This is a genomic window from Brevundimonas sp. NPDC055311 (assembly GCF_053645695.1).
This window is the reverse complement of record NZ_JBSHMV010000001.1, coordinates 377,364-395,805: the sequence shown is the minus strand read 5'-3', so window position 1 is coordinate 395,805 and position 18,442 is coordinate 377,364. Positions and strand designations below refer to the sequence as shown.

Genomic DNA, 18,442 nt, shown 5'->3' with positions numbered 1-18,442 from the left:
TGGAATATCCGCTCATCCCGGCGGAACTTATCGCTCCAGGCCGTAGAGGGCGTCGGCGACGTCCTCTACCTTCTGGCGCACCACGGTTTCGGCGTCGCGCAGGCCGCGGTTGTAGAACAGGCGGCCGATGTCCCGGCCGATGAACTCGACTAGCATCTCGGCGGGCAGGCGGCCGACCTCGACCTCCATCTCGTCGCGCAGATAGGCCTGCAGGCGGGCGGCCGCCTCCTGCATCTCGTCCTTGGTCAGCAGGGGCGGCGGCGCCTTGGCCATCACGCCACTTCCGCCAGGGCTTCTTCGGCGGCGATCCAGTCGGCTTCGGCCTGATCCAGATCGGTCTGGGCCTTGGCGCGGGCCCGGGTCAGGCCTTCCAGCTTCTTGGGATCATTGACGGCCGCATTGGCCAGGTCGTCGTCCAGGCGCGCCAGATCGGCGGTCAGCTGAGCCATTCGGTCCTCGGCCTTCTTCACCGCATGGCGAAGGGTCGAGGGCGAGGGGCCTTTCTTCTTCTCGGCCTTGGGCGCGGCGACGGGCGCGGGGACCTCGGCGGCGACCTCTTCATGCTTGACCTGGCTGGGCTTCATGCCCGCCTGTTTGGCGCGGTCGAGGACGAACTTCTGATAGTCGTCCATGTCGCCCTCGAACGGCTTCACCGAGCCGTCAGCGGCCAGCCACAGGCGGTCGGCCACCAGCTCCATCAGCGAGCGGTCGTGGGTGATCAGGATGACCGCGCCCGTATATTCATTCAGCGCGTCCAGCAGGGCGCGGCGGCTGTCGATGTCCAGGTGGTTGGTCGGTTCGTCCAGGATCAGGATGTGCGGCGCGTCCATCGCCACCAGGTTCAGCAGCAGGCGCGCCCGCTCGCCGCCTGACAGGGCGCCGACGGTGGTTTCCTGCTTCTCGAACGGCAGGCCGAACTGGGCCAGGCGGCTGCGGCGGCTGGATTCCGAGGCGTCCGGCATGGCGCGGCGGATGATCTCCAGCGGCGTGTCGGTCGGGTCCATCGCCTCGATCTGGTGCTGGTGAAACCAGCCCACGCGCATCTTGCCGTCGCGATGGAACTCGCCCGTCTCGATGGTCAGGGCCTTGGCGATCAGCTTGGCGAAGGTCGACTTGCCCGCCCCGTTGACGCCCAGCAGGCCGATGCGGTCGTCCAGGTCCATCCGCAGATTCAGGTTCTTCAGGATCGGCTTGCCCGGTTCATAGCCGACGTTGGCCTTCTCCAGCCGGATCAGCGGCGGGGGCAGGGGGCGTTCGGGCGAGGGCAGGGTGAAGGGGGCGACGCGCTCTTCCGGCGGCAGTTCGATGCGCTGCATCTTCTCCAGCCGCTTGACGCGCGACTGGGCCTGCGTGGCCTTCGACGCCTTGGCCTTGAAGCGGTCGATGAACTTCTGCAGGTGGGCGCGCTCGGCGTCCTGCTTGGCCTGGGTCGACGCCATCAGGCGCAGTTTTTCGGCCCGCGTCTTTTCGAAGGTGTCGTAGTTGCCGGTGTAGAGGTCCAGCTTGCGGTTCGACAGCTGCAGGATGTGGGTGCAGACGCCGTTCAGCAGTTCGCGGTCGTGGCTGATGATCAGAGCCGTGTGCGGATAGCGCTTCAGCCGCTGCTCCAGCCACAGGGCGCCTTCCAGGTCGAGGTAGTTGGTCGGTTCGTCCAGCAGCAGCATGTCCGGCTCGGCGAACAGGGCGGCGGCCAGGGCGACGCGCATCCGCCAGCCGCCCGAGAACTCGGCCATCGGGCGCAGGATGTCGTCATGACTGAAGCCTAGACCCGCCAGGATTTCAGACGCGCGGGCGGGGGCGCTGTCGGCGTCGATCTCGATCAGACGACCCCAGATCTCGCCCATCTCTTCCGGTTCGGCGGTTTCCAGCCGGGTCAGCAGGTCGTGGCGCTCGACGTCGGCTTCGAGAATGGTGTCCAGAACGCTGACCGGCGTGGCGGGGTGTTCCTGATCGACCGAGCCGATGCGGGCGGTCTTGGGCAGGGAGATTTCGTCGCCATTGGCGGCTAGTTCGCCCAGGATCAGCTTGAACAGGGTCGACTTGCCGATGCCGTTGCGGCCGACCAGGCCGACCTTGGACCCCGGCGGCAGGCTGACGGAGGCGTCGTCCAGGAACTCGCGGCCCCAGGCGTTGTAGGTCAGGTTTTTGATCTGCAGCATGGGAACCGGAAAGAAAAAGGCTTACGCGCGGGGATATTGGAAAGATGTGCGGCGCTCGCTATAAGCCGCCGACCCTCAAACTCCCAAACAAGAAGTCACTCCCATGACCGAACGCACGTTCTCGATCATCAAGCCGGACGCCACCCGCCGCAACCTGACGGGCGCCATCAACGCCGTCATCGAAGGCGCCGGCCTGCGCATCGTCGGCCAACGCCGCGTCAAGCTGACCGAAGCCCAGGCCAAGAAGTTCTACGAAGTGCACGCCGAGCGTCCCTTCTACGGCGAACTGGTCTCGCAGATGATCGCCGAGCCGGTGGTCGTGCAGGTGCTGGAAGGCGACAACGCCGTCGCCAAGTACCGCGAAGTCATGGGCGCCACCAACCCGAACGACGCCGCCGAAGGCACCATCCGCAAGCTGTTCGCCCTGTCGATCGGCGAGAACTCGGTCCACGGTTCGGACTCGCTGGACAACGCCAAGATCGAGATCGAGCAGTTCTTCACCGACGCCGACATCGTCGGCTGATCTTGAAGGGCCGCGCTCGTCGGCCCTTCGGGAAGCTTTTTGTAAGCCGCGGTCAAAAGGCTCCGCCTTTTCGACCCGACGCGGCTTGTGACAATTCGGCCTGCTCCCGGAACCGGGGGCGGGCCGTTTCGTTTTTACGGTCACGCCGTCCCTCTCGAAGAAGAACAAGGATGACCGCCATGAAGACGATGCTGAAGCTTGCCCCGGTGCTCGGTCTGACGGCCCTGCTGGCCGCCTGCGGCACCACGACGGAACAACGCGCCGCCACGGGCGCCCTGGGCGGCGCGGTCGCCGGTCAGGCGATCGGCGGCAACACCGGCGCGACCGTCGCCGGCGCGGCCATCGGCGCCGTCGCGGGCGCGGCCACTACGCCGAAGAAGCCGCACGAGTAAGGCTTTCGCCGCACGGTATAAAAAAGGGCGTCGGCCGCGAAGCCGACGCCCTTTCCTTTTGTCCGTCGTAGGACGCGCCGCTTACCAGATGCGGGCGCGCTTCTCGGGGGCGATGAACTCCGCCTGATCCGGGGTGACGCCGAAGGCGGCGTACCAGGCGTCGATGTTGCGCGGCGGGGTGGCGGCGCGCGCCATGCCGGGCGAGTGTGGGTCGGTGGTCAGCTGCTCTTTCAGAGCTTCGTCACGCGACTTCTCGCGCCACACCTGGGCCCAGCCCAGGAACACGCGCTGTTCGCCGGTCAGGCCGTCGATCACCGGGGCCGGCTGGCCGTTCAGGCTCCGCTTATAGGCGTCCAGCGCCATCAGCAGACCGCCCAGATCGGCGATGTTCTCGCCCATCGTCAGGTCGCCGTTGATGTGCATCCCCGGCACGGGCTCTTCGGCGGAGTAGATGGCGCCCAGGGTCTTGGCGCGCTCCTCGAAGCGGGCGGCGTCCTCGGGCGTCCACCAGTCGCGCAGCACGCCGTTGGCGTCGGTCTTGCGGCCCTGGTCGTCGAAGCCGTGGGTGATCTCGTGACCGATCACGGCGCCGATGCCGCCGTAGTTGACCGCCGGATCGGCGTTCGGGTCGAAGAAGGGCGCCTGCAGGATGGCGGCCGGGAAGACGATCTCGTTGCGCGGCGGGTTGTAGTAGGCGTTCACCGTCTGAGGCGTCATCCCCCACTCCAGCGGATCGACCGGCTGGCCGATCTTGCCGCGGTTCCAGGCCCAGTCGAAGGCGGCGGCGCGCTCGACGTTGCCGTAGAGGTCGTCGGCCTTCAGCTCCAGCCCGTCATAGTCGCGCCACTTCTCGGGATAGCCGATCTTCACCCCGAACTTGGACATCTTCTCGAGGGCCTGCTCGCGCGTGGCCTCGCTCATCCAGTCCAGAGCCTTCAGGCGCTCGGTCATGGCGGCGCTGAGGTTGGCGACCAACTGCTCCATCTGCGTCTTGGACGAGGCGGGGAAGTGCAGGCGGACGTACTCCTGACCCAGCACCTCGCCCAGTTGGCCGTCGACCAGGACCACGCCGCGGTTCCAGCGCGGACGGTTCTCGGGCTGGCCGCGCAGGGTCTTGCCGCGGAACTCGAAGCGCGAGTCGACGAAGGCGTCGGACAGATAGGGGCTGGCCTGATCGACGGTCTGGAAGGCCTGCCAGGCTTTCAGGGTGTCGATCGGGGTGTCGGCGAACACCTGGGCGATGCCGGGGATGGCGGTGTTCTCCATCAGCACCAGGGTCGGCACGCTCTCGACCTTGGAGGCTTGCAGGAAGGCGGCCCAGTCGAAGCCCGGCGCAAAGGTCGACAGCTGCGCCGCCGGGGTCGGGTTGTAGATCTTGTCGATCTGGCGACGCTCGACCGTGGTCCAGTGCTTCTCGGCCACCTTGGTCTCGAAGGCCAGGATGTCGGCGGCGGCCTGGGCCGGGTTGCTCCACCCGGCGGCGGTCAGGGCGCGCGCGACATAGGCGACATAGGCTTCGCGCTGCGTGGCGAAGTCGGGCTTCAGATAATAGTCGCGGTCCGGCAGGCCCAGACCGCCCTGACCCAGATAGGCCGAGTTGACGTTGGGATCCTGCAGGTCCTCGAACACCGCCAGGCCGAACAGGGAGCCGCCGAAGCCTTCGTGGCTGGCGCCCATCAGGCGGGCCATGTCGCTGTGGTTCGCCACAGCGCGGATGGCGGCCAGGTCGGCGGCCAGGGGCTGGGCGCCCAACTGGTTGACGCGGGCCTCGTCCATGAAGCTGGCGTACAGGGCGCCGACCTTCTGGGCGTTGGCGTTGGTCGGGTTGGCGGCGCTGGCCTCGATGATGGCGCGCAGTTGGGCCTGCGAATTCTCATACAGGACGTCGAACGGGCCGAAGCGGGCCTTGTCGGCCGGAATCTCGGTGTTCTTCAGATAGACGCCGTTGGCGTAGGCGTTGAAGTCGTCGCCCGGATTCACCGTCAGGTCGCGGCCGTCCAGATCGAAGCCCCAGGGCTTGATCTCAGGCGTGGTCGAGGCGGCCGCCGAAGTGTGGGCGTGTTGAGCCAAATTCGATTGAGCAAGGGTCGGTTGGGCCGAGAAGGCGAGGGCGACGGCCATGGCGGCGGCGCCCATCAGGCGAGTTTTCATCATCGGGTCTTTCCCAGTGGTGCAGACGTGCGCGATTGCGCCAGTGAGACGGCGCATTCGTGCTTGCCGGCAAACTGCGCCCGCCTGCGACGGCCTGTCGCATTAAAAATCGTTAAGGATTACGAGCGGCGGACGAAATCGGCGAGCGCCTGGGGATAAAGGCCGTGCTCCGCCGTCTTGACCCGTTCGGCCAGGATGTCCGGCGTGTCGCCGGGCTGGATCGGCACGCGCGCCTGGCCCAGGACAGGGCCTTCGTCGACGCCCTCGGTGACGATGTGGACGGTGCAGCCCGCCTCAAGGTCGCCGGCCTCGATGGCGCGGGCGTGGGTGTTCAGCCCCGGATAGAGCGGCAGCAGCGACGGGTGGATGTTCAGCATCTGGCCGGCCCATTTCCCAACCAGCCACGGGGTCAGCAGACGCATGTATCCGGCCAGGGCCACGACCTGGACGCCGCGTTCGGCCAGCAGGGCGTCGATGGCGCGCTCGTGCGCCTCGCGGTCCTTGCCGAAGGGCTTGTGTTCGACGGTCAGCGCCTCGACGCCCGCCGCCGCGGCCTTCGCCAGACCGCCCGCGCCTGCGATATTGGAGATGACGGCCACGACCTCATATGGCGCGTCCGCGGTCTGGCCGGCCGCGATCAGGCTGGCCATGTTCGATCCGGTTCCCGAGATCAGGACGGCGACGCGGGTTTTGGCGACGGACATGGGCGGCTCACGCGTGAAAGAAGGCGCGACTGCCATGCGGCCCCGAAAGCGACTTAGCAAGAGGGAGGGCGTGGCGAAGGGGAGGGGCGCGTCGCCGCCGAACGATTGTCGCTGAACTGTCGCAAACTCCGTTGCTTCTTCGGAAACGGCGGCGTTAGCGTCGATGCGCCGGAGAGTCCGGCATCCAAGGGGGAGTACCTGAATGCGTCGTCTGTTGACCGCCGCCTGCGCCGCGGCTCTGTTGGCCGCGCCGGCCGTTTCCATGGCTCAGGAGGCCGCGTCCAGCGGTTCGGGGCCGGTCCGCTCGGCCGCCGATCGCCTGCGTAACGCCAACGCCGAGCAGATCGAGAAGAACTGGGCCCGCGCTGTCGCCGATGAATCGGAAGTCACCACCAGCCACTCGATCAACGCCCACGGCCGCACCCTGCGCTACAAGGCGACGGCGGGCACCCTGACGGTCCGCAACGACGCGGGCATGCCGACGGCCAGCCTCTTCTATGTGGCCTATACGCTGGACGGCCAGCCCGTGGGGCGCCGCCCGATCACCTATATGTTCAACGGCGGGCCGGGTTCGCCGACGGTGTGGCTGCACATGGGCGCCTTCGGCCCGATGCGGGTCCAGACCGACGCCCCGGTGGTCGAGCGTCCGGGGCCGTTCAACCTGGCGCCCAACGACATGACCCTGCTGGACAAGACCGATCTGGTCTTCATCGACATGGTCGGCGCCGGCTATTCGCGCCCGCTGGGCGAGACGCCGGGCTCGGCCTTCTGGGGCGTGGACCAGGATGCGGACACCTTCGCCCGCGCCATCATGCGCTACACGACCAAGTTCGACCGCTGGTCCAGCCCGAAATACATCCTAGGCGAAAGCTACGGCACCCTGCGCGCCGGCGCCTTGGTGCATCAACTGGAAGATCGCGGCATGTCGCTGAACGGCGTGGTCCTGCTGTCCTCGATCATGAACTACGGCGTGCGCCAGCCGGGCTATCCGCAGAACTTCGTCACCCTGCTGCCGACCTATGCAGCGACGGCCTGGTATCACAACAAGATCCCGAACAAGCCCAGCCTGGAAGAGCATGTCCAGCGCGCCCGTGAATTCGCCATCGGCCCCTATGCGGCGGCCCTGTCGAAGGGGCACCTGATCTCGGACGCCGAGCGCGCCCAGATCGCCCAGCAGATGAGCGCCCTGATCGGCATCTCGCCTGAGGTCCTGGACCAGGCCAATCTGCGCCTTGAACTCAGCCCGTTCCGGAAGGAGCTGCTGCGCGACCGTCGTCAGACGATCGGCCGTCTGGACATGCGCTATCTGGGCATTGACGCCAATGCGGTGGGCGGTTCGCCCGAGGAAGATCCCTCGAGCAGCGCCATCACCGGCGCCTATTTCAGCATCTTCCGCGACTACATCGCCACGACGCTGAACTATCGGACGGAGATGGACTATCGCCAGTCGGCGCGGGGCCTGCCGGGCTTCAACTGGGACTGGAACCACCGCCCGCCGGTCGGCGGCCCGCAGACGACGCCGAACACGGCGGTCGACCTGGCCACCGCCATTCGTCGCAATCCGCACCTGAAGGTGCTGGCGCTGAACGGCTATTACGACGCCGCCACGCCCTTCTTCGGCACGGAATACGACCTGGCCCAGATGATGCTGGAGCCGCACCTGCGCGGGAATCTGGAGTTCACCTACTATGAAGGCGGACACATGATGTACACGGCCCGCCCGGCGCTGGAGCAACTGCACGTCGATCTGTCGAAGTTCTACAATGAGACGGAGAACGGCGGCCTGCGCTGATCCCGGCGACCGTCTGAAATGAAGAAGGCCCCGGTCACGCGACCGGGGCCTTTTTTGCGCTCCCGCTTTCTCCCGCTCACCCCGGCGGACGCCGGGGCCCAGTGAGAACGGCAATCGCTGCATCCTGAGCCAAAGCACTGGATCCCGGCGTCCGCCGGGATGAGCGGGAATGAAGGGTATCATTCGACAAAAAAAGCCCCCGGTCGCGTTGACCGGGGGCTTTTGTCTTGTCGGAAGGCGATGGCCTTACGCCGTCTGCAGTTGTCCGCAGACAAACGCCGTCTCGCCCGCGTTCAGCAGGGCGGCCAGCACCGGCTCTACGTTTTCGGGCGCGACGATCAGGATGAAGCCGACGCCGCAGTTGAAGGTGCGGCGCATCTCGTGATCCGACACGCCGCCCGTCTCGGCCAGCCACTGGAAGACGGCGGGCATGGGCCAGGCGTCCCAGTCGAAGCTGGCCTCAAGGCCCTCGGCGATGCAGCGCGGCGGGTTCTCGATCAGGCCGCCGCCCGTGATGTGGGCCGCGCCCTTGATCAGGTCGGCCTTCATCAGCGGCAAGACCGGCTTCACATAGATGCGGGTCGGCTCCATCAGAGCCTGGGCCAGGGTCTGGTCCTTGGCGAAGGGGGCGTCGTCGCCCCAGGCCAGGCCGGACTTCTCGACCACCTTGCGGATCAGGGAATAGCCGTTCGAGTGCGGACCCGAGGAGGCCAGGCCGATGATGACGTCGCCCGGCTTCTGCTGGTCCAGATAGGGCAGGACCTTGCCGCGCTCGACCGCGCCGACCGAGAAGCCGGCCAGATCATAGTCGCCGCCCGAATACATGCCCGGCATCTCGGCCGTCTCGCCGCCGACCAGGGCGCTGCCCGACTGACGGCAGCCCTCGGCGATGCCCGCCACGACGCGGCGCGCGGCGTCCACGTCCAGCTTGCCCGTGGCGTAATAGTCCAGGAACATCAGCGGCTCGGCGCCCTGGGCCAGCAGGTCGTTGACGCACATGGCGACCAGATCGACGCCCACGTCGTCGTGACGGCCGGTCTCGATGGCGATCTTCAGCTTGGTGCCGACGCCGTCGGTGGTGGTGACGATCAGCGGGTCTTCAAAACCGGCCGCCTTCAGGTCGAACAGGGCGCCGAAACCGCCCAGCGAAGCCTCGGCGCCGGGGCGGCGCGTGGACTTGGCCAGGGGCTTGATCGCGTCGACCAGCTGTTCTCCGGCGTCGATATCTACGCCTGCGTCGGCGTAGGTCAGGCCATTCTTCAGTCCGTCTTTTTGGGCCTCAGGGGTGTCGCTCATCGGTCACGGCTCGAAATCGGGGGCGAAAATTTGTCGCGGCGCTCTTGCCACGACGGCGTCGCGCGGGGCTATAGCATCGGAATGACGCCAATCACCACCAATGACGCGCTGATCGCCTTCTGCGAGCGTTTGGCCAAGGCCCCGTTCATCACCGTCGATACGGAATTCATGCGGGAAACCACCTACTGGCCCAGGCTGTGCCTGATTCAGGCGGCGGCTTCGCCTACGGACGCCGCCATCATCGACCCGATGGCCGAGGATCTGGATCTGGAGCCGTTCCTCGACATCCTGCGGGACGAATCGATTCTGAAGGTCTTCCACGCCGCCCGACAGGACGTGGAGATCTTCAACAAGCTGGGCGCCATGCCGCGCCCGCTGTTCGACACCCAGGTCGCCGCCATGGCCGCCGGTTTCGGCGATCAGGTCAGCTATGAGGCGCTGGTGCGCCAGATGCTGCGTCAGGAGCTGGACAAGGGCAGCCGCTTCACCGACTGGGCGCGTCGCCCGCTGTCGGACGCGCAGCTGACCTATGCGCTGGGCGACGTGACGCATCTGTCGGCCCTGTATCCCAAGCTGCGCGACCGGCTGCAGAAGGAAGGCCGTCTGGACTGGGTCATGTCGGAAATGGGCGCGGTCACGGACCCGGCGCTGTACGACACCTCGCCCGAGAACGCCTGGAAGCGGCTGAAACCGAAGAAGTTCAACGCCAAGTATCTGGCCGCCTTCGTCGCCACCGCCGTCTGGCGCGAGCGCGCGGCCCAGGAACGCGACCAGCCGCGCGGCCGCATCCTGAAGGACGAGGCCATCGACGAGATCGCCGTCCAGGCGCCGACCGACCCGGACGCCTTCAACCGCCTGCGTTCGGTGCCGAAGGGCTTTGGCGGCTCGCGTCTGGGGCTGGAGCTGGCGGCCGAGCTGAAGCGCGTCCTGGCCGACCCGGAAGCCCATGCGCCCAAGCTGGAGCGGCCGTCGCACAATCAGCCGGCGCCGCCCTCGGTGGTCGAGCTGTTGAAGGTGCTGCTGAAGGCCAAGAGCGACAACGCGGGCGTGGCGGCCAAGCTGATCGCCACTGTCTCCGACCTGGAGAAGATCGCCCTGAACGACAACGCCGACGTCGAGGCCATGAAGGGCTGGCGCCGCCAGCTGTTCGGCGAGGACGCGCTGAAACTCAAGAAGGGCGAGATCGCCCTGGTCCTGAACGGCGCCCGCGTCGAAGTGGTCGAGATCGAGGGGTGACGCTTTCTCCCTCTCTTTCATGGGAGGGGGAGGCGCCGCTTATATCTTCAGCGCCAGGTCCATCGCTTCGGCCAGGGCCTTGGCGCGGCGTTTGGTCTGTTCGCCGAGCAGCATGTCGGCGTAGCCGTTGGCGGCCGTGACGCGCAGCGCGCCCTTCTCGACCGTGGCCGTGGCGTTGGCCAGCAACTGCGGCGAGCGGCCGGACAGGTCACAGGCCAGCCGCATGGCCAGGCCCAGGGCGCGGGCGCGCTTCTGGCCCTTGTCCGAAAGCAGGCGGTTGACCGTATCCGGCGCGGGCGTGCGCGCCTCGCCGCCGTAGCGGGCGTTCATCGCCACGGCCATGAAGGCGCGCTCGGCGTGGGTCTGGCCCGGAATGGGCGACCACAGCACCTGATCGAACACCAGGTTGATGCGGTGGTCCGGATGCAGCCGCGCCCCCAGGTCCGCCAGCCGGCAGACCGAGGACGTCAGCAGGGCGTCGCGTTCCTCGCCGAACACTTCCGGCAGGGCCGAGGCGACCGACTGCAGCCAGCCGTCCAGGGCGCGGGGCAGGGCCGGGTCCACCCCTTGTCGGCCGCCCCAGGCCGAACAGCCGGCCAGCAGGGGATCGACCGCCCGCATGGCGGGCTCCATGCCATGATACAGCAGCCCCTCGCGCACGCCCCAGGCCGAGAAGACGACGGAGCTCAGCTCCAGGCGATCGATCAGCCCCTCCAGCACCAGGGCGGCGTAGGGCAGCGTCTCGGCCCGGCGCTTGGATACGCCCGGCAGCTTCTCCAGGGAGACGCGTGACTGGCGCGCGATCAGACGGGCCATGTCGCGGGCGTCGGCGGCGCTCATGGCGTACTGATGGACGATGCGGATCGGATGATCGGCCATCGCCATGTGCATCTGGGCCAGGCTGCGCCAGGCGCCGCCGACGGCGTAGAGCGTCGACGTCGCATAGGCGTCCTCGACCGGCCCCAGCCGCTTGGCGATGCGGGCGCGCAGGCGATCCGCGTCGAAGCCCTTGGCGTCCAGCAGGGCGAAGGGGCCGAGCGCCAGGGTCACCCCCTTGCCGCGGGGCCCGTCGCCGATCCGGGTCAGCTCCAGGCTGGCGCCGCCCATGTCGGCGGCCACGCCGCGCGCGCCGGGATCGCCCGCCAGCACGCCCAGCGCCGAATATTTCGCCTCCTCCTCGCCGCTGAGCACGCGGATGCGCAGGCCCGTCTCGGCGGCCACGCGCTCGCAGAACAGGGGGCCGTCCTCGGCCTCGCGCACGGCGGCTGTGGCGGCGACCAGCACCTGATCCGGCTGGACGCCCTCGATCACGGCGGCGAAGCGGCGCAGCGCCGTCATGGCCATGACGACGCCCGGTTCGGACAGGCGCCGGGTGGCGGCCAGGTCACGCCCCAGACCCGCCAGCACCTTTTCGTTGAACATGGTCCAGACCGCACGGCCTTCGAGTCGATACAGCACCAGGCGCACCGAGTTGGAGCCGATGTCGATGACGGCGATCTGTTTCGACTCGTATTCGCGCTCGGGGCTCATCAGCGGCGCTTCCGCGGCTTGAGGCCAGGGTAGGACAGGGCGCCGGGCAGGGTCTTCACCTTGCGGCCGCGCCCCGACAGGCTGGGGTTGGTCATAAAATACTTGTGCGCCGAGAAGGGCCGTTCGGAGCCGCTGGGCATCACCCGGCGGTAGGAGCCGTCGGAGGCCAGGACCCAGCTCTGGGCGTCGTCCTTCAGATTGGCGACCATGATCTGATCCAGCACCTGATCGTGGACGGTGGCGTTCAGGATCGGCGTCATCACCTCGACCCGGCGGTCCAGGTTGCGCGGCATCCAGTCGGCCGAGGAGATGTAGACCCGCGCCCGGTTGCTGGGCAGGTCGTGGCCATTGGCGAAGGCGACGATGCGGCTGTGCTCCAGGAAGCGGCCGACGATCGATTTGACCCGGATGTTCTCCGACAGGCCCGGCACGCCGGGGCGTAGGCAGCAGATGCCCCGGATGACCAGTTCGATGCGCACGCCCCATTGGCTGGCGCGATAGAGGGCGTCGATGATCTCCGGATCGACCAGGGCGTTCATCTTGGCCCAGATGGCGGCGGGCTTGCCCTTGGCGGCGGCCGACATCTCCTTGCCGATCATCTCGATCAGGCTGGTCTTCATGTTCAGCGGCGAGACGACCAGGGCTTCCAGTTCGTCCGGCGCGGCATAGCCGGTGATGTAGTTGAACACCCGCGTCGCATCCCGGCCCAAGGCTGGATCGCAGGTGAACAGGCTCAGGTCCGTGTAGATCTTGGCCGTGACCGGGTGATAGTTGCCTGTGCCGAAGTGGCAGTAGGTGCGCAAGGATTCGCCCTCGCGCCGCACGACGACGCTCATCTTGGCGTGGGTCTTGTATTCCACGAAGCCGAAGACGACGTGGACGCCCGCCCGCTCCATCTGGCGCGCCCAGCGCAGGTTGGCCTCTTCGTCAAAGCGGGCCTTCAGTTCGACCAGGGCGGTGACGTTCTTGCCGTTCTCGGCCGCTTCGATCAGGGCGGCGACGATGGGGCTGTCTTTTGATGTGCGATAAAGCGTCTGCTTGATGGCGATGACGTGCGGGTCGCGCGCCGCCTGACGCAGAAACTGCACCACGACGTCGAAGCTCTCGAACGGGTGGTGGATCAGCATGTCCTTTTCGCGCACGGCCGCGAAGATGTCGCCGCCGTTGTCGCGCACTCGCTCGGGGTAGCGCGGCTCATAGCCCTTGAACTTCAGGTCGGGGTGGCCGCCGGGGATCAGTTCGGACAGCTGGGCCAGCCCCAGCATCCCGTCGACCAGCACCACGTCCTGCGGCTGGGCGTGAAGCTGGGCGATGATGAAGTCGCGCAGGTCGTCGGGCATGTCCGCCTGGATCTTGATGCGCACGACCGAGCCCATGCGGCGCTGCTTCAGCGCCTCCTCGAACTCCATGACCAGATCCTCGGCCTCTTCCTCGATCTCGATGTCGGAATCGCGGATCAGGCGGAACAGGCCCTTTTCCAGAATCTCGCAGCCCGGAAACATGTGGTCGATGAACAGCAGCAGCAGGTTTTCCAGCGAGACATAGCGCGTGCGCCCCGGCGTCGAACGTCCGTCCGTCGCCAGCGCCCAGAAGCGCCGCACCTGCGTCGGCACCGGCACCAGGGCGTAGAGGACGCGGTTGTCGCTGTTGCGCCGCAGCTTCAGCGCCAGCGAGAAACCGAGGTTGGGCAGGAAGGGGAAGGGATGCGCCGGGTCGATGGCCATCGGCGTCAAGACGGCGAACAACTGGTTCAGGAACTCAGGCTCCAGCCGTTCGCGCTCGGTCTTGGTGATGCGGACGCGTTCGACGATCTCGATGCCGGCGGCGGCCATCTCCTTGCGCAGGACGCGCCACTGACGCTGCTGTTCGGCCATCAGGCCGCCCGCCGCCGCATTGACCTGCTCCAGTTGCTCGGCCGGGGTCAGGCCGTCGGGCGAGACGACGCGGACGCGCTCGCGCACCTGGCCCTTCAGGCCGGCCACGCGGGTCATGAAGAACTCGTCCAGGTTGTTGGCCGAGATGGACAGGAAACGCACCCGCTCCAGCAGGGGGTGGCTCTCGTTCGCCGCCTCTTCCAGCACGCGACCGTTGAAGGCCAGCCACGACAGCTCGCGGTTAATGAACCGCTCGGGCGAGGCCATCAGCGCCTCCGACAGCTCCAACTGCGGGGCGCGAGAGGAGGGGACTTCCTCGCCGGTGGTGTCGACGGCGATGGGGGCGATATCGGTCATGATTCCGTTGTCGCGCGCGCCTGTGACGGCTGCAACCGCGATTGTGTCGCGGCAGGCGGGACTTAAACTATTCCGCTCATCCCCGCGGAGGCGGGGACCCAGCGAGAGCCACGAGCGCTCGGCTCAAAGGTCTTCATGGTCCCAAGCGTGAGCTTGAAGACAAAGTACTGGGCCCCCGCCTCCGCGGGGATGAGCGGGGTCAGGGTTCCCCGTCCAGCACTTGCCGCGCCAGCACACGCGTCACGGGGCGGTGCAGGGCGTCCAGGCGGTCGACCACGGCCTCGGCGGCTTCGGCCGAGCGGTCGATGCGGCGGACCAGATAGTCGATCAGTTCGTCGGCCGGGGTGATGTTCCGGCTGGCGAAGGCGCGGCGCAGCATGGCGGCGAAGACCACGTCGTCGGGCGCCTCTATCCCCACGGTGCGGATGGCGTTCAGCCGCGAACGCAGGTCCGGCAGATCGGCGGCCCACGAGGCGGGCGGATCGCGGGACACCAGCAGCAGGGCGCCGCCGCCCGACTGGGTCAGGTTGATCAGGTGGAACAGGCTCTCGTCATCGGCGTCCTGGGCCCGGTCCAGCAGGACGGGACGGCCCTCCAACTCCAGCGGGTCGATCAAGGCCGCCTCGGCGCCGTGCAGGGCGATGGCGCCGGTGCGCTCGACCCAGGCGGCGGCCAGATGGCTCTTGCCGCAACCGGCCGGGCCGAACAGGGCCAGGACGGCGCCGGGTGTTTCCGGCCAGGCGGCCAGGGCGGCCACGCCCGCGGCGTTCGCCTCAGAGATCGCCAGGTCGGAGGCGCGCTGCGGCGTCTCCTGCTGCAGCGGCAGGCGCAGTTGGCGGATTTCGGCGGCCGAGGCGTTCATGATGACCGGACCCTAGCCGGGCGGGGACGCGGGCGTCTCTGTTGATAGGGCGGGATCACGGGGACAACCTGCGCGCCGCTGTGGATGGCGTATCGCGGGCGTTTCATCCGCGCGATCAGGCCTCAGCCTTGACTTTCGGGGGCGATGATGGGCCTTTCCCCGCTCCTAATTCACGCTGTTCGACAGCCGTTTTCAGACGAAATCCGATCATGCACGCCTATCGCACCCACACCTGCGGCGCCCTCCGTTCGACGGATGCCGGCGCGAATGTTCGTCTGTCGGGCTGGATTCACCGCAAGCGCGACCACGGCGGCCTGCTGTTCGTCGACCTGCGCGATCACTACGGCCTGACCCAGCTGGTCCTGCACCCCGAAACGCCGGGCTTCGACGTGGTTGAGCGTCTGCGCGCCGAGAGCGTCATCAAGATCGACGGCGAGGTGGTCCTGCGCGAAGGCTCGACCGTCAACGCCAACCTGCCGACCGGCGAGGTGGAGGTGCGCGTCCTGTCGGTGGAAGTCCTGTCGGAAGCCGCCGAACTGCCGATGCCCGTCTTCGGCGAGCAGGAATATCCGGAAGAGATTCGCCTGAGCAACCGCTTCCTCGACCTGCGTCGTGAGCGTCTGCACAAGAATATCGTCCTGCGTTCGCGCGTGATCCAGTCGATCCGCACCCGCATGGTCGCCCAGGGCTTCCTTGAGTATCAGACGCCGATCCTGACGGCCTCGTCGCCGGAAGGCGCGCGCGACTTCCTGGTGCCCAGCCGGATGCACCCGGGCAAGTTCTACGCCCTGCCGCAGGCGCCGCAGCAGTTCAAGCAGTTGCTGATGGTCTCGGGCTTCGACCGCTATTTCCAGATCGCGCCTTGCTTCCGCGATGAAGACCTGCGCGCCGACCGTTCACTGGAGTTCTACCAGCTCGACGTGGAAATGAGCTTCGTCACGCAGGAAGACGTCTTCCAGGCGATCGAGCCGCTGATGCACGGCCTGTTCACCGAGTTCGGCGAGGGCAAGCCGGTGTCGCCGATCGACGGGACGCACGTCTTCACCAACGACTTCGGTCAGACGATGGAGCACAAGGGCTTCGAGCGTCTGACGTTCGAACAATCGATGAAGTGGTACGGTTCGGACAAGCCGGACCTGCGCAACCCGATCAAGATGCAGGACGTGTCTGACCACTTCCGCGAGGGCGGTTTCGGCCTGTTCGCCAAGATTCTGGGCGCCGACGAGAAGAACGCCGTCTGGGCCATCCCGGCGCCGACGGGCGGCTCGCGCGCCTTCTGCGACCGCATGAACTCCTGGGCGCAGGGCGAGGGCCAGCCGGGCCTGGGCTATATCTTCTGGTCGGACGATCAGCAGTCGTGGGGCGGCCCGATCGCCAAGAACCTGGGTCAGGAGCCGACCGAGGCCCTGATGTCTTCGCTGGGTCTGGGCAAGGGTGACGCGGCCTTCTTCGTCGCCGGTCAGCCGGGCGTCTTCGCCAAGTTCGCCGGTCTGGCCCGCACCCGCGTCGGCACGGAGCTGAAGCTGGTCGATGAGGACCAGTTCAAGTTCTGCTGGATCGTCGACTTCCCCATGTTCGAATGGTCGGAAGAAGAGAAGAAGGTCGACTTCAGCCACAACCCCTTCTCGATGCCGCAGGGCGGCATGGAGGCGCTGGAGACGCAGGACCCGCTGACCATCCGCGCCTATCAGTACGACATCGTCTGCAACGGCTATGAACTGTGCTCGGGCGCGATCCGGAACCACAGGGCTGAGATCATGCTGAAGGCTTTCGAGATCGCCGGCTATGACGCCTCGGTGGTCGAAGAGCAGTTCGGCGGCATGCTGAACGCCTTCCGTTACGGCGCGCCGCCGCACGGCGGTCTGGCGCCGGGCATCGACCGCATCGTCATGCTGCTGGCGGGCGAACAGGCCATCCGCGAGGTCATCGCCTTCCCGCTGAACCAGCAGGGTCAGGACCTGATGATGAGCGCCCCGGCCGAGGTCGAGGACAAACAACTCAAGGAACTGTCGATCCGCACCCAGTTGCCGATCAAGGTCTGATCACGGCCACTGCGCTGAATTGAGAAAGGGAGGGGACGACCCCTCCCTTTCTTGTTTCTGAGCTTCAGTTGCGCGGGCGCGGCGGAACCGGGGGCGCAGGCGGCGCTGGAGGCGTGCGGATGACGCGGACGCCGCTGCGACAGTTGCGGGCCGTCAGGCCGCCGGGCAGGCGGGTTGCGGCGTCGCCGCAGGCCTCCTCGACCTGATCGGCGGTCAGGCCGCGCGCCCGCGACAGATCCAGACCGCGAATGTCGGTGCGGCGCATGGAGGCGTCGCGAAAATCCGCCCGGTTGAAGCTGCCGCCGGACAGGCGCGCGCCGTCCAGATCGGCGTCGCGGAAGGTGGCCCCGTCGAAATTCCCGCCGGAGAGATTGGACGCCTTGATGTCGGCGCTGGTGAAGTCGGCGCCGCGGGCGTCGACGTTGGCCAGGGTGGCGCCGAAGATCTCGGCGTCGTTCAGCCGCGCGCGGGTCAGGATGGCGCTGTTCATGTTCACGCCCTGAAGCTCGGCCCCGCTCAGATTGGCGCCGCTCAGGTCGACGCGGATCAGGACGGCGCCGGTCGCCTCGGCGCCCATCAGCTGGGCGCCGGTCATCTTGGCGTTGGTGAACATCGAGCCGACCATCTCGATGCCGCGCATGTCGGCGCGGCTGAAGTCCGCCCCCGTGAAGTTCGAGCCGACCAGTTCGGCGCCGCGCAGATTGGCGCCGACCAGGGTGGCGTAGGTGAAGTTGGCGCCGGTCAGGGTCGCGCCGGACAGGTCACGGCCGGACAATTCGCAGCGGGTGCAGCTGCCGCCCAGCGACACCATGCGCGCGACGTCTCGATCCTGGGTCCAGGTCATGTCCGCCACGCCGGCCAGAGCAGGGGCGGCCGTCGTCAGTCCCGCAAGGGCTGAGGCGGCGAGGGCCAGACGGCGCAGGGGTGAAATCGAACGTTTCATCACCCCCTTTGAATGCGCCTTAGTCCGTAAAAACCCTACTTAAATCGCGGTAACGAAGGCGACGCTCAACAGGCGGGAATGCGCAGGCCTGAAGGTAGAACCGTGTTCTCGTCGCCGCAGGCCTGGTTGAGCTGGGATTGGGTCAGTCCGGTGGCGCGCGACAGCTGCGCGCCCGACAGGTTCGTCCCGTTCAGCTTGGCTCCGGCGAAGGCGGCGCCTTCCAGATAGGTCCCGACGAAGCTGGCGTTGGTCATGTCCGCCCCGCTGAAGTTGGAGCTGGACAGGACGGCGCCGTAGGCCTCGACGTCGCGCAGGTCGGCGCGGCGGAAATTGGTGCGGTTCATCACCGACAGACTGATGTCCGCCTGGCGGATGCGGGCGCCCGACAGGTTCAGCCCGCCGCGCTCCAGGCCCGAGAAGTCGCCCTGGAACAGATTGCAGCCGGGGCAGGATGCGCCGCGACGCACCTGACTGATCTGCGAGGCGTTCTGCGCCGAGGCGGGCAGGGCCGTCAGCGTCAGGCCGACGGCGGCGAGAAGGGCGATGGCGGGACGGATCATGCGAATGGCTCCAGGCTTTGC

Annotated in this window: 15 protein-coding genes; 5 read left to right on the top strand and 10 right to left on the bottom strand. The window is 67.4% G+C overall.

Annotation, left to right across the window (positions count from 1 at the left end; translation table 11 throughout):
* Nucleotides 1-27 precede the first annotated feature (27 nt).
* Both ACWIDZ_RS01860 and ACWIDZ_RS01855 read right to left on the bottom strand, forming a co-directional pair.
* Nucleotides 28-273 carry a DUF2164 family protein gene (locus ACWIDZ_RS01860; RefSeq protein ID WP_453988474.1) on the bottom strand — a complete coding sequence of 82 codons (246 nt, stop codon included), beginning with the start codon at nucleotides 271-273 and terminating at the stop codon, nucleotides 28-30.
* Nucleotides 273-2,159 carry an ABC-F family ATP-binding cassette domain-containing protein gene (locus ACWIDZ_RS01855; protein ID WP_453988475.1) on the bottom strand — a complete coding sequence of 629 codons (1,887 nt, stop codon included), beginning with the start codon at nucleotides 2,157-2,159 and terminating at the stop codon, nucleotides 273-275. Before ACWIDZ_RS01855 ends, ACWIDZ_RS01860 begins: the two co-directional genes overlap by 1 nt.
* 103 nt (nucleotides 2,160-2,262) lie before the next feature.
* On the opposite strand from ACWIDZ_RS01855, the gene ndk reads away from it, so the two are divergent.
* Both ndk and ACWIDZ_RS01845 read left to right on the top strand, forming a co-directional pair.
* Complete coding sequence (gene ndk / locus ACWIDZ_RS01850; RefSeq protein ID WP_024353012.1) at nucleotides 2,263-2,682, top strand: nucleoside-diphosphate kinase; 420 nt, start codon at nucleotides 2,263-2,265, stop codon at nucleotides 2,680-2,682.
* A gap of 179 nt (nucleotides 2,683-2,861) precedes the next feature.
* Nucleotides 2,862-3,074 (top strand): hypothetical protein, encoded by a 213-nt coding sequence (locus ACWIDZ_RS01845; protein ID WP_312218420.1) that lies wholly within the window; start codon nucleotides 2,862-2,864, stop codon nucleotides 3,072-3,074.
* Nucleotides 3,075-3,155: 81 nt separating this feature from the next.
* On the opposite strand, the gene ACWIDZ_RS01840 is transcribed toward ACWIDZ_RS01845, so the two are convergent.
* Both ACWIDZ_RS01840 and purN read right to left on the bottom strand, forming a co-directional pair.
* Nucleotides 3,156-5,228, bottom strand: a complete 2,073-nt coding sequence (locus tag ACWIDZ_RS01840; RefSeq protein ID WP_453988478.1) for a M13 family metallopeptidase — start codon at nucleotides 5,226-5,228, stop codon at nucleotides 3,156-3,158.
* Nucleotides 5,229-5,344: 116 nt separating this feature from the next.
* Nucleotides 5,345-5,929, bottom strand: a complete 585-nt coding sequence (gene purN, locus ACWIDZ_RS01835; RefSeq protein ID WP_453988479.1) for a phosphoribosylglycinamide formyltransferase — start codon at nucleotides 5,927-5,929, stop codon at nucleotides 5,345-5,347.
* Nucleotides 5,930-6,131: 202 nt separating this feature from the next.
* On the opposite strand from purN, the gene ACWIDZ_RS01830 reads away from it, so the two are divergent.
* Nucleotides 6,132-7,721 (top strand): S10 family peptidase, encoded by a 1,590-nt coding sequence (locus ACWIDZ_RS01830; RefSeq protein WP_291774320.1) that lies wholly within the window; start codon nucleotides 6,132-6,134, stop codon nucleotides 7,719-7,721.
* Between the two features lie 246 nt (nucleotides 7,722-7,967).
* Here ACWIDZ_RS01830 and purM read toward each other — a convergent pair whose 3' ends face one another.
* A complete protein-coding gene (gene purM, locus ACWIDZ_RS01825) occupies nucleotides 7,968-9,017 on the bottom strand; it encodes a phosphoribosylformylglycinamidine cyclo-ligase (protein ID WP_453988480.1) in 1,050 nt (349 codons plus the stop codon).
* Between the two features lie 81 nt (nucleotides 9,018-9,098).
* Here purM and rnd point away from each other — a divergent pair, with 81 nt between their 5' ends.
* A complete protein-coding gene (gene rnd / locus ACWIDZ_RS01820) occupies nucleotides 9,099-10,253 on the top strand; it encodes a ribonuclease D (RefSeq protein ID WP_453988481.1) in 1,155 nt (384 codons plus the stop codon).
* Between the two features lie 39 nt (nucleotides 10,254-10,292).
* On the opposite strand, the gene ACWIDZ_RS01815 is transcribed toward rnd, so the two are convergent.
* The 3 genes from ACWIDZ_RS01815 to ACWIDZ_RS01805 all read right to left on the bottom strand — a co-directional run bounded on the left by ACWIDZ_RS01815 (nucleotide 10,293) and on the right by ACWIDZ_RS01805 (nucleotide 14,876).
* Nucleotides 10,293-11,783, bottom strand: a complete 1,491-nt coding sequence (locus tag ACWIDZ_RS01815; protein WP_291774328.1) for a Ppx/GppA phosphatase family protein — start codon at nucleotides 11,781-11,783, stop codon at nucleotides 10,293-10,295.
* Entirely contained in the window at nucleotides 11,783-14,014 is a 2,232-nt protein-coding gene (locus ACWIDZ_RS01810) for an RNA degradosome polyphosphate kinase (RefSeq protein WP_453988482.1), read from the bottom strand. The genes ACWIDZ_RS01815 and ACWIDZ_RS01810 overlap by 1 nt, the downstream gene beginning before the upstream one ends.
* A 199-nt stretch (nucleotides 14,015-14,213) precedes the next feature.
* Entirely contained in the window at nucleotides 14,214-14,876 is a 663-nt protein-coding gene (locus ACWIDZ_RS01805) for a chromosomal replication initiator DnaA (protein ID WP_453988483.1), read from the bottom strand.
* 209 nt (nucleotides 14,877-15,085) lie between these two features.
* Here ACWIDZ_RS01805 and aspS point away from each other — a divergent pair, with 209 nt between their 5' ends.
* The gene (aspS, locus tag ACWIDZ_RS01800) at nucleotides 15,086-16,918 is read left to right on the top strand and encodes an aspartate--tRNA ligase (protein ID WP_453988485.1); all 1,833 of its coding nucleotides are present in this window, start codon (nucleotides 15,086-15,088) and stop codon (nucleotides 16,916-16,918) included.
* Nucleotides 16,919-16,982: 64 nt separating this feature from the next.
* Here the strand turns inward: aspS and ACWIDZ_RS01795 are convergent, their stop codons facing one another.
* Both ACWIDZ_RS01795 and ACWIDZ_RS01790 read right to left on the bottom strand, forming a co-directional pair.
* The gene (locus ACWIDZ_RS01795; protein WP_291774340.1) at nucleotides 16,983-17,861 is read right to left on the bottom strand and encodes a pentapeptide repeat-containing protein; all 879 of its coding nucleotides are present in this window, start codon (nucleotides 17,859-17,861) and stop codon (nucleotides 16,983-16,985) included.
* 65 nt (nucleotides 17,862-17,926) lie between these two features.
* On the bottom strand, nucleotides 17,927-18,421 hold the full coding sequence (locus ACWIDZ_RS01790; RefSeq protein WP_291774343.1) for a pentapeptide repeat-containing protein: 495 nt from the start codon (nucleotides 18,419-18,421) through the stop codon (nucleotides 17,927-17,929).
* Between the last annotated feature and the right edge of the window lie 21 nt (nucleotides 18,422-18,442).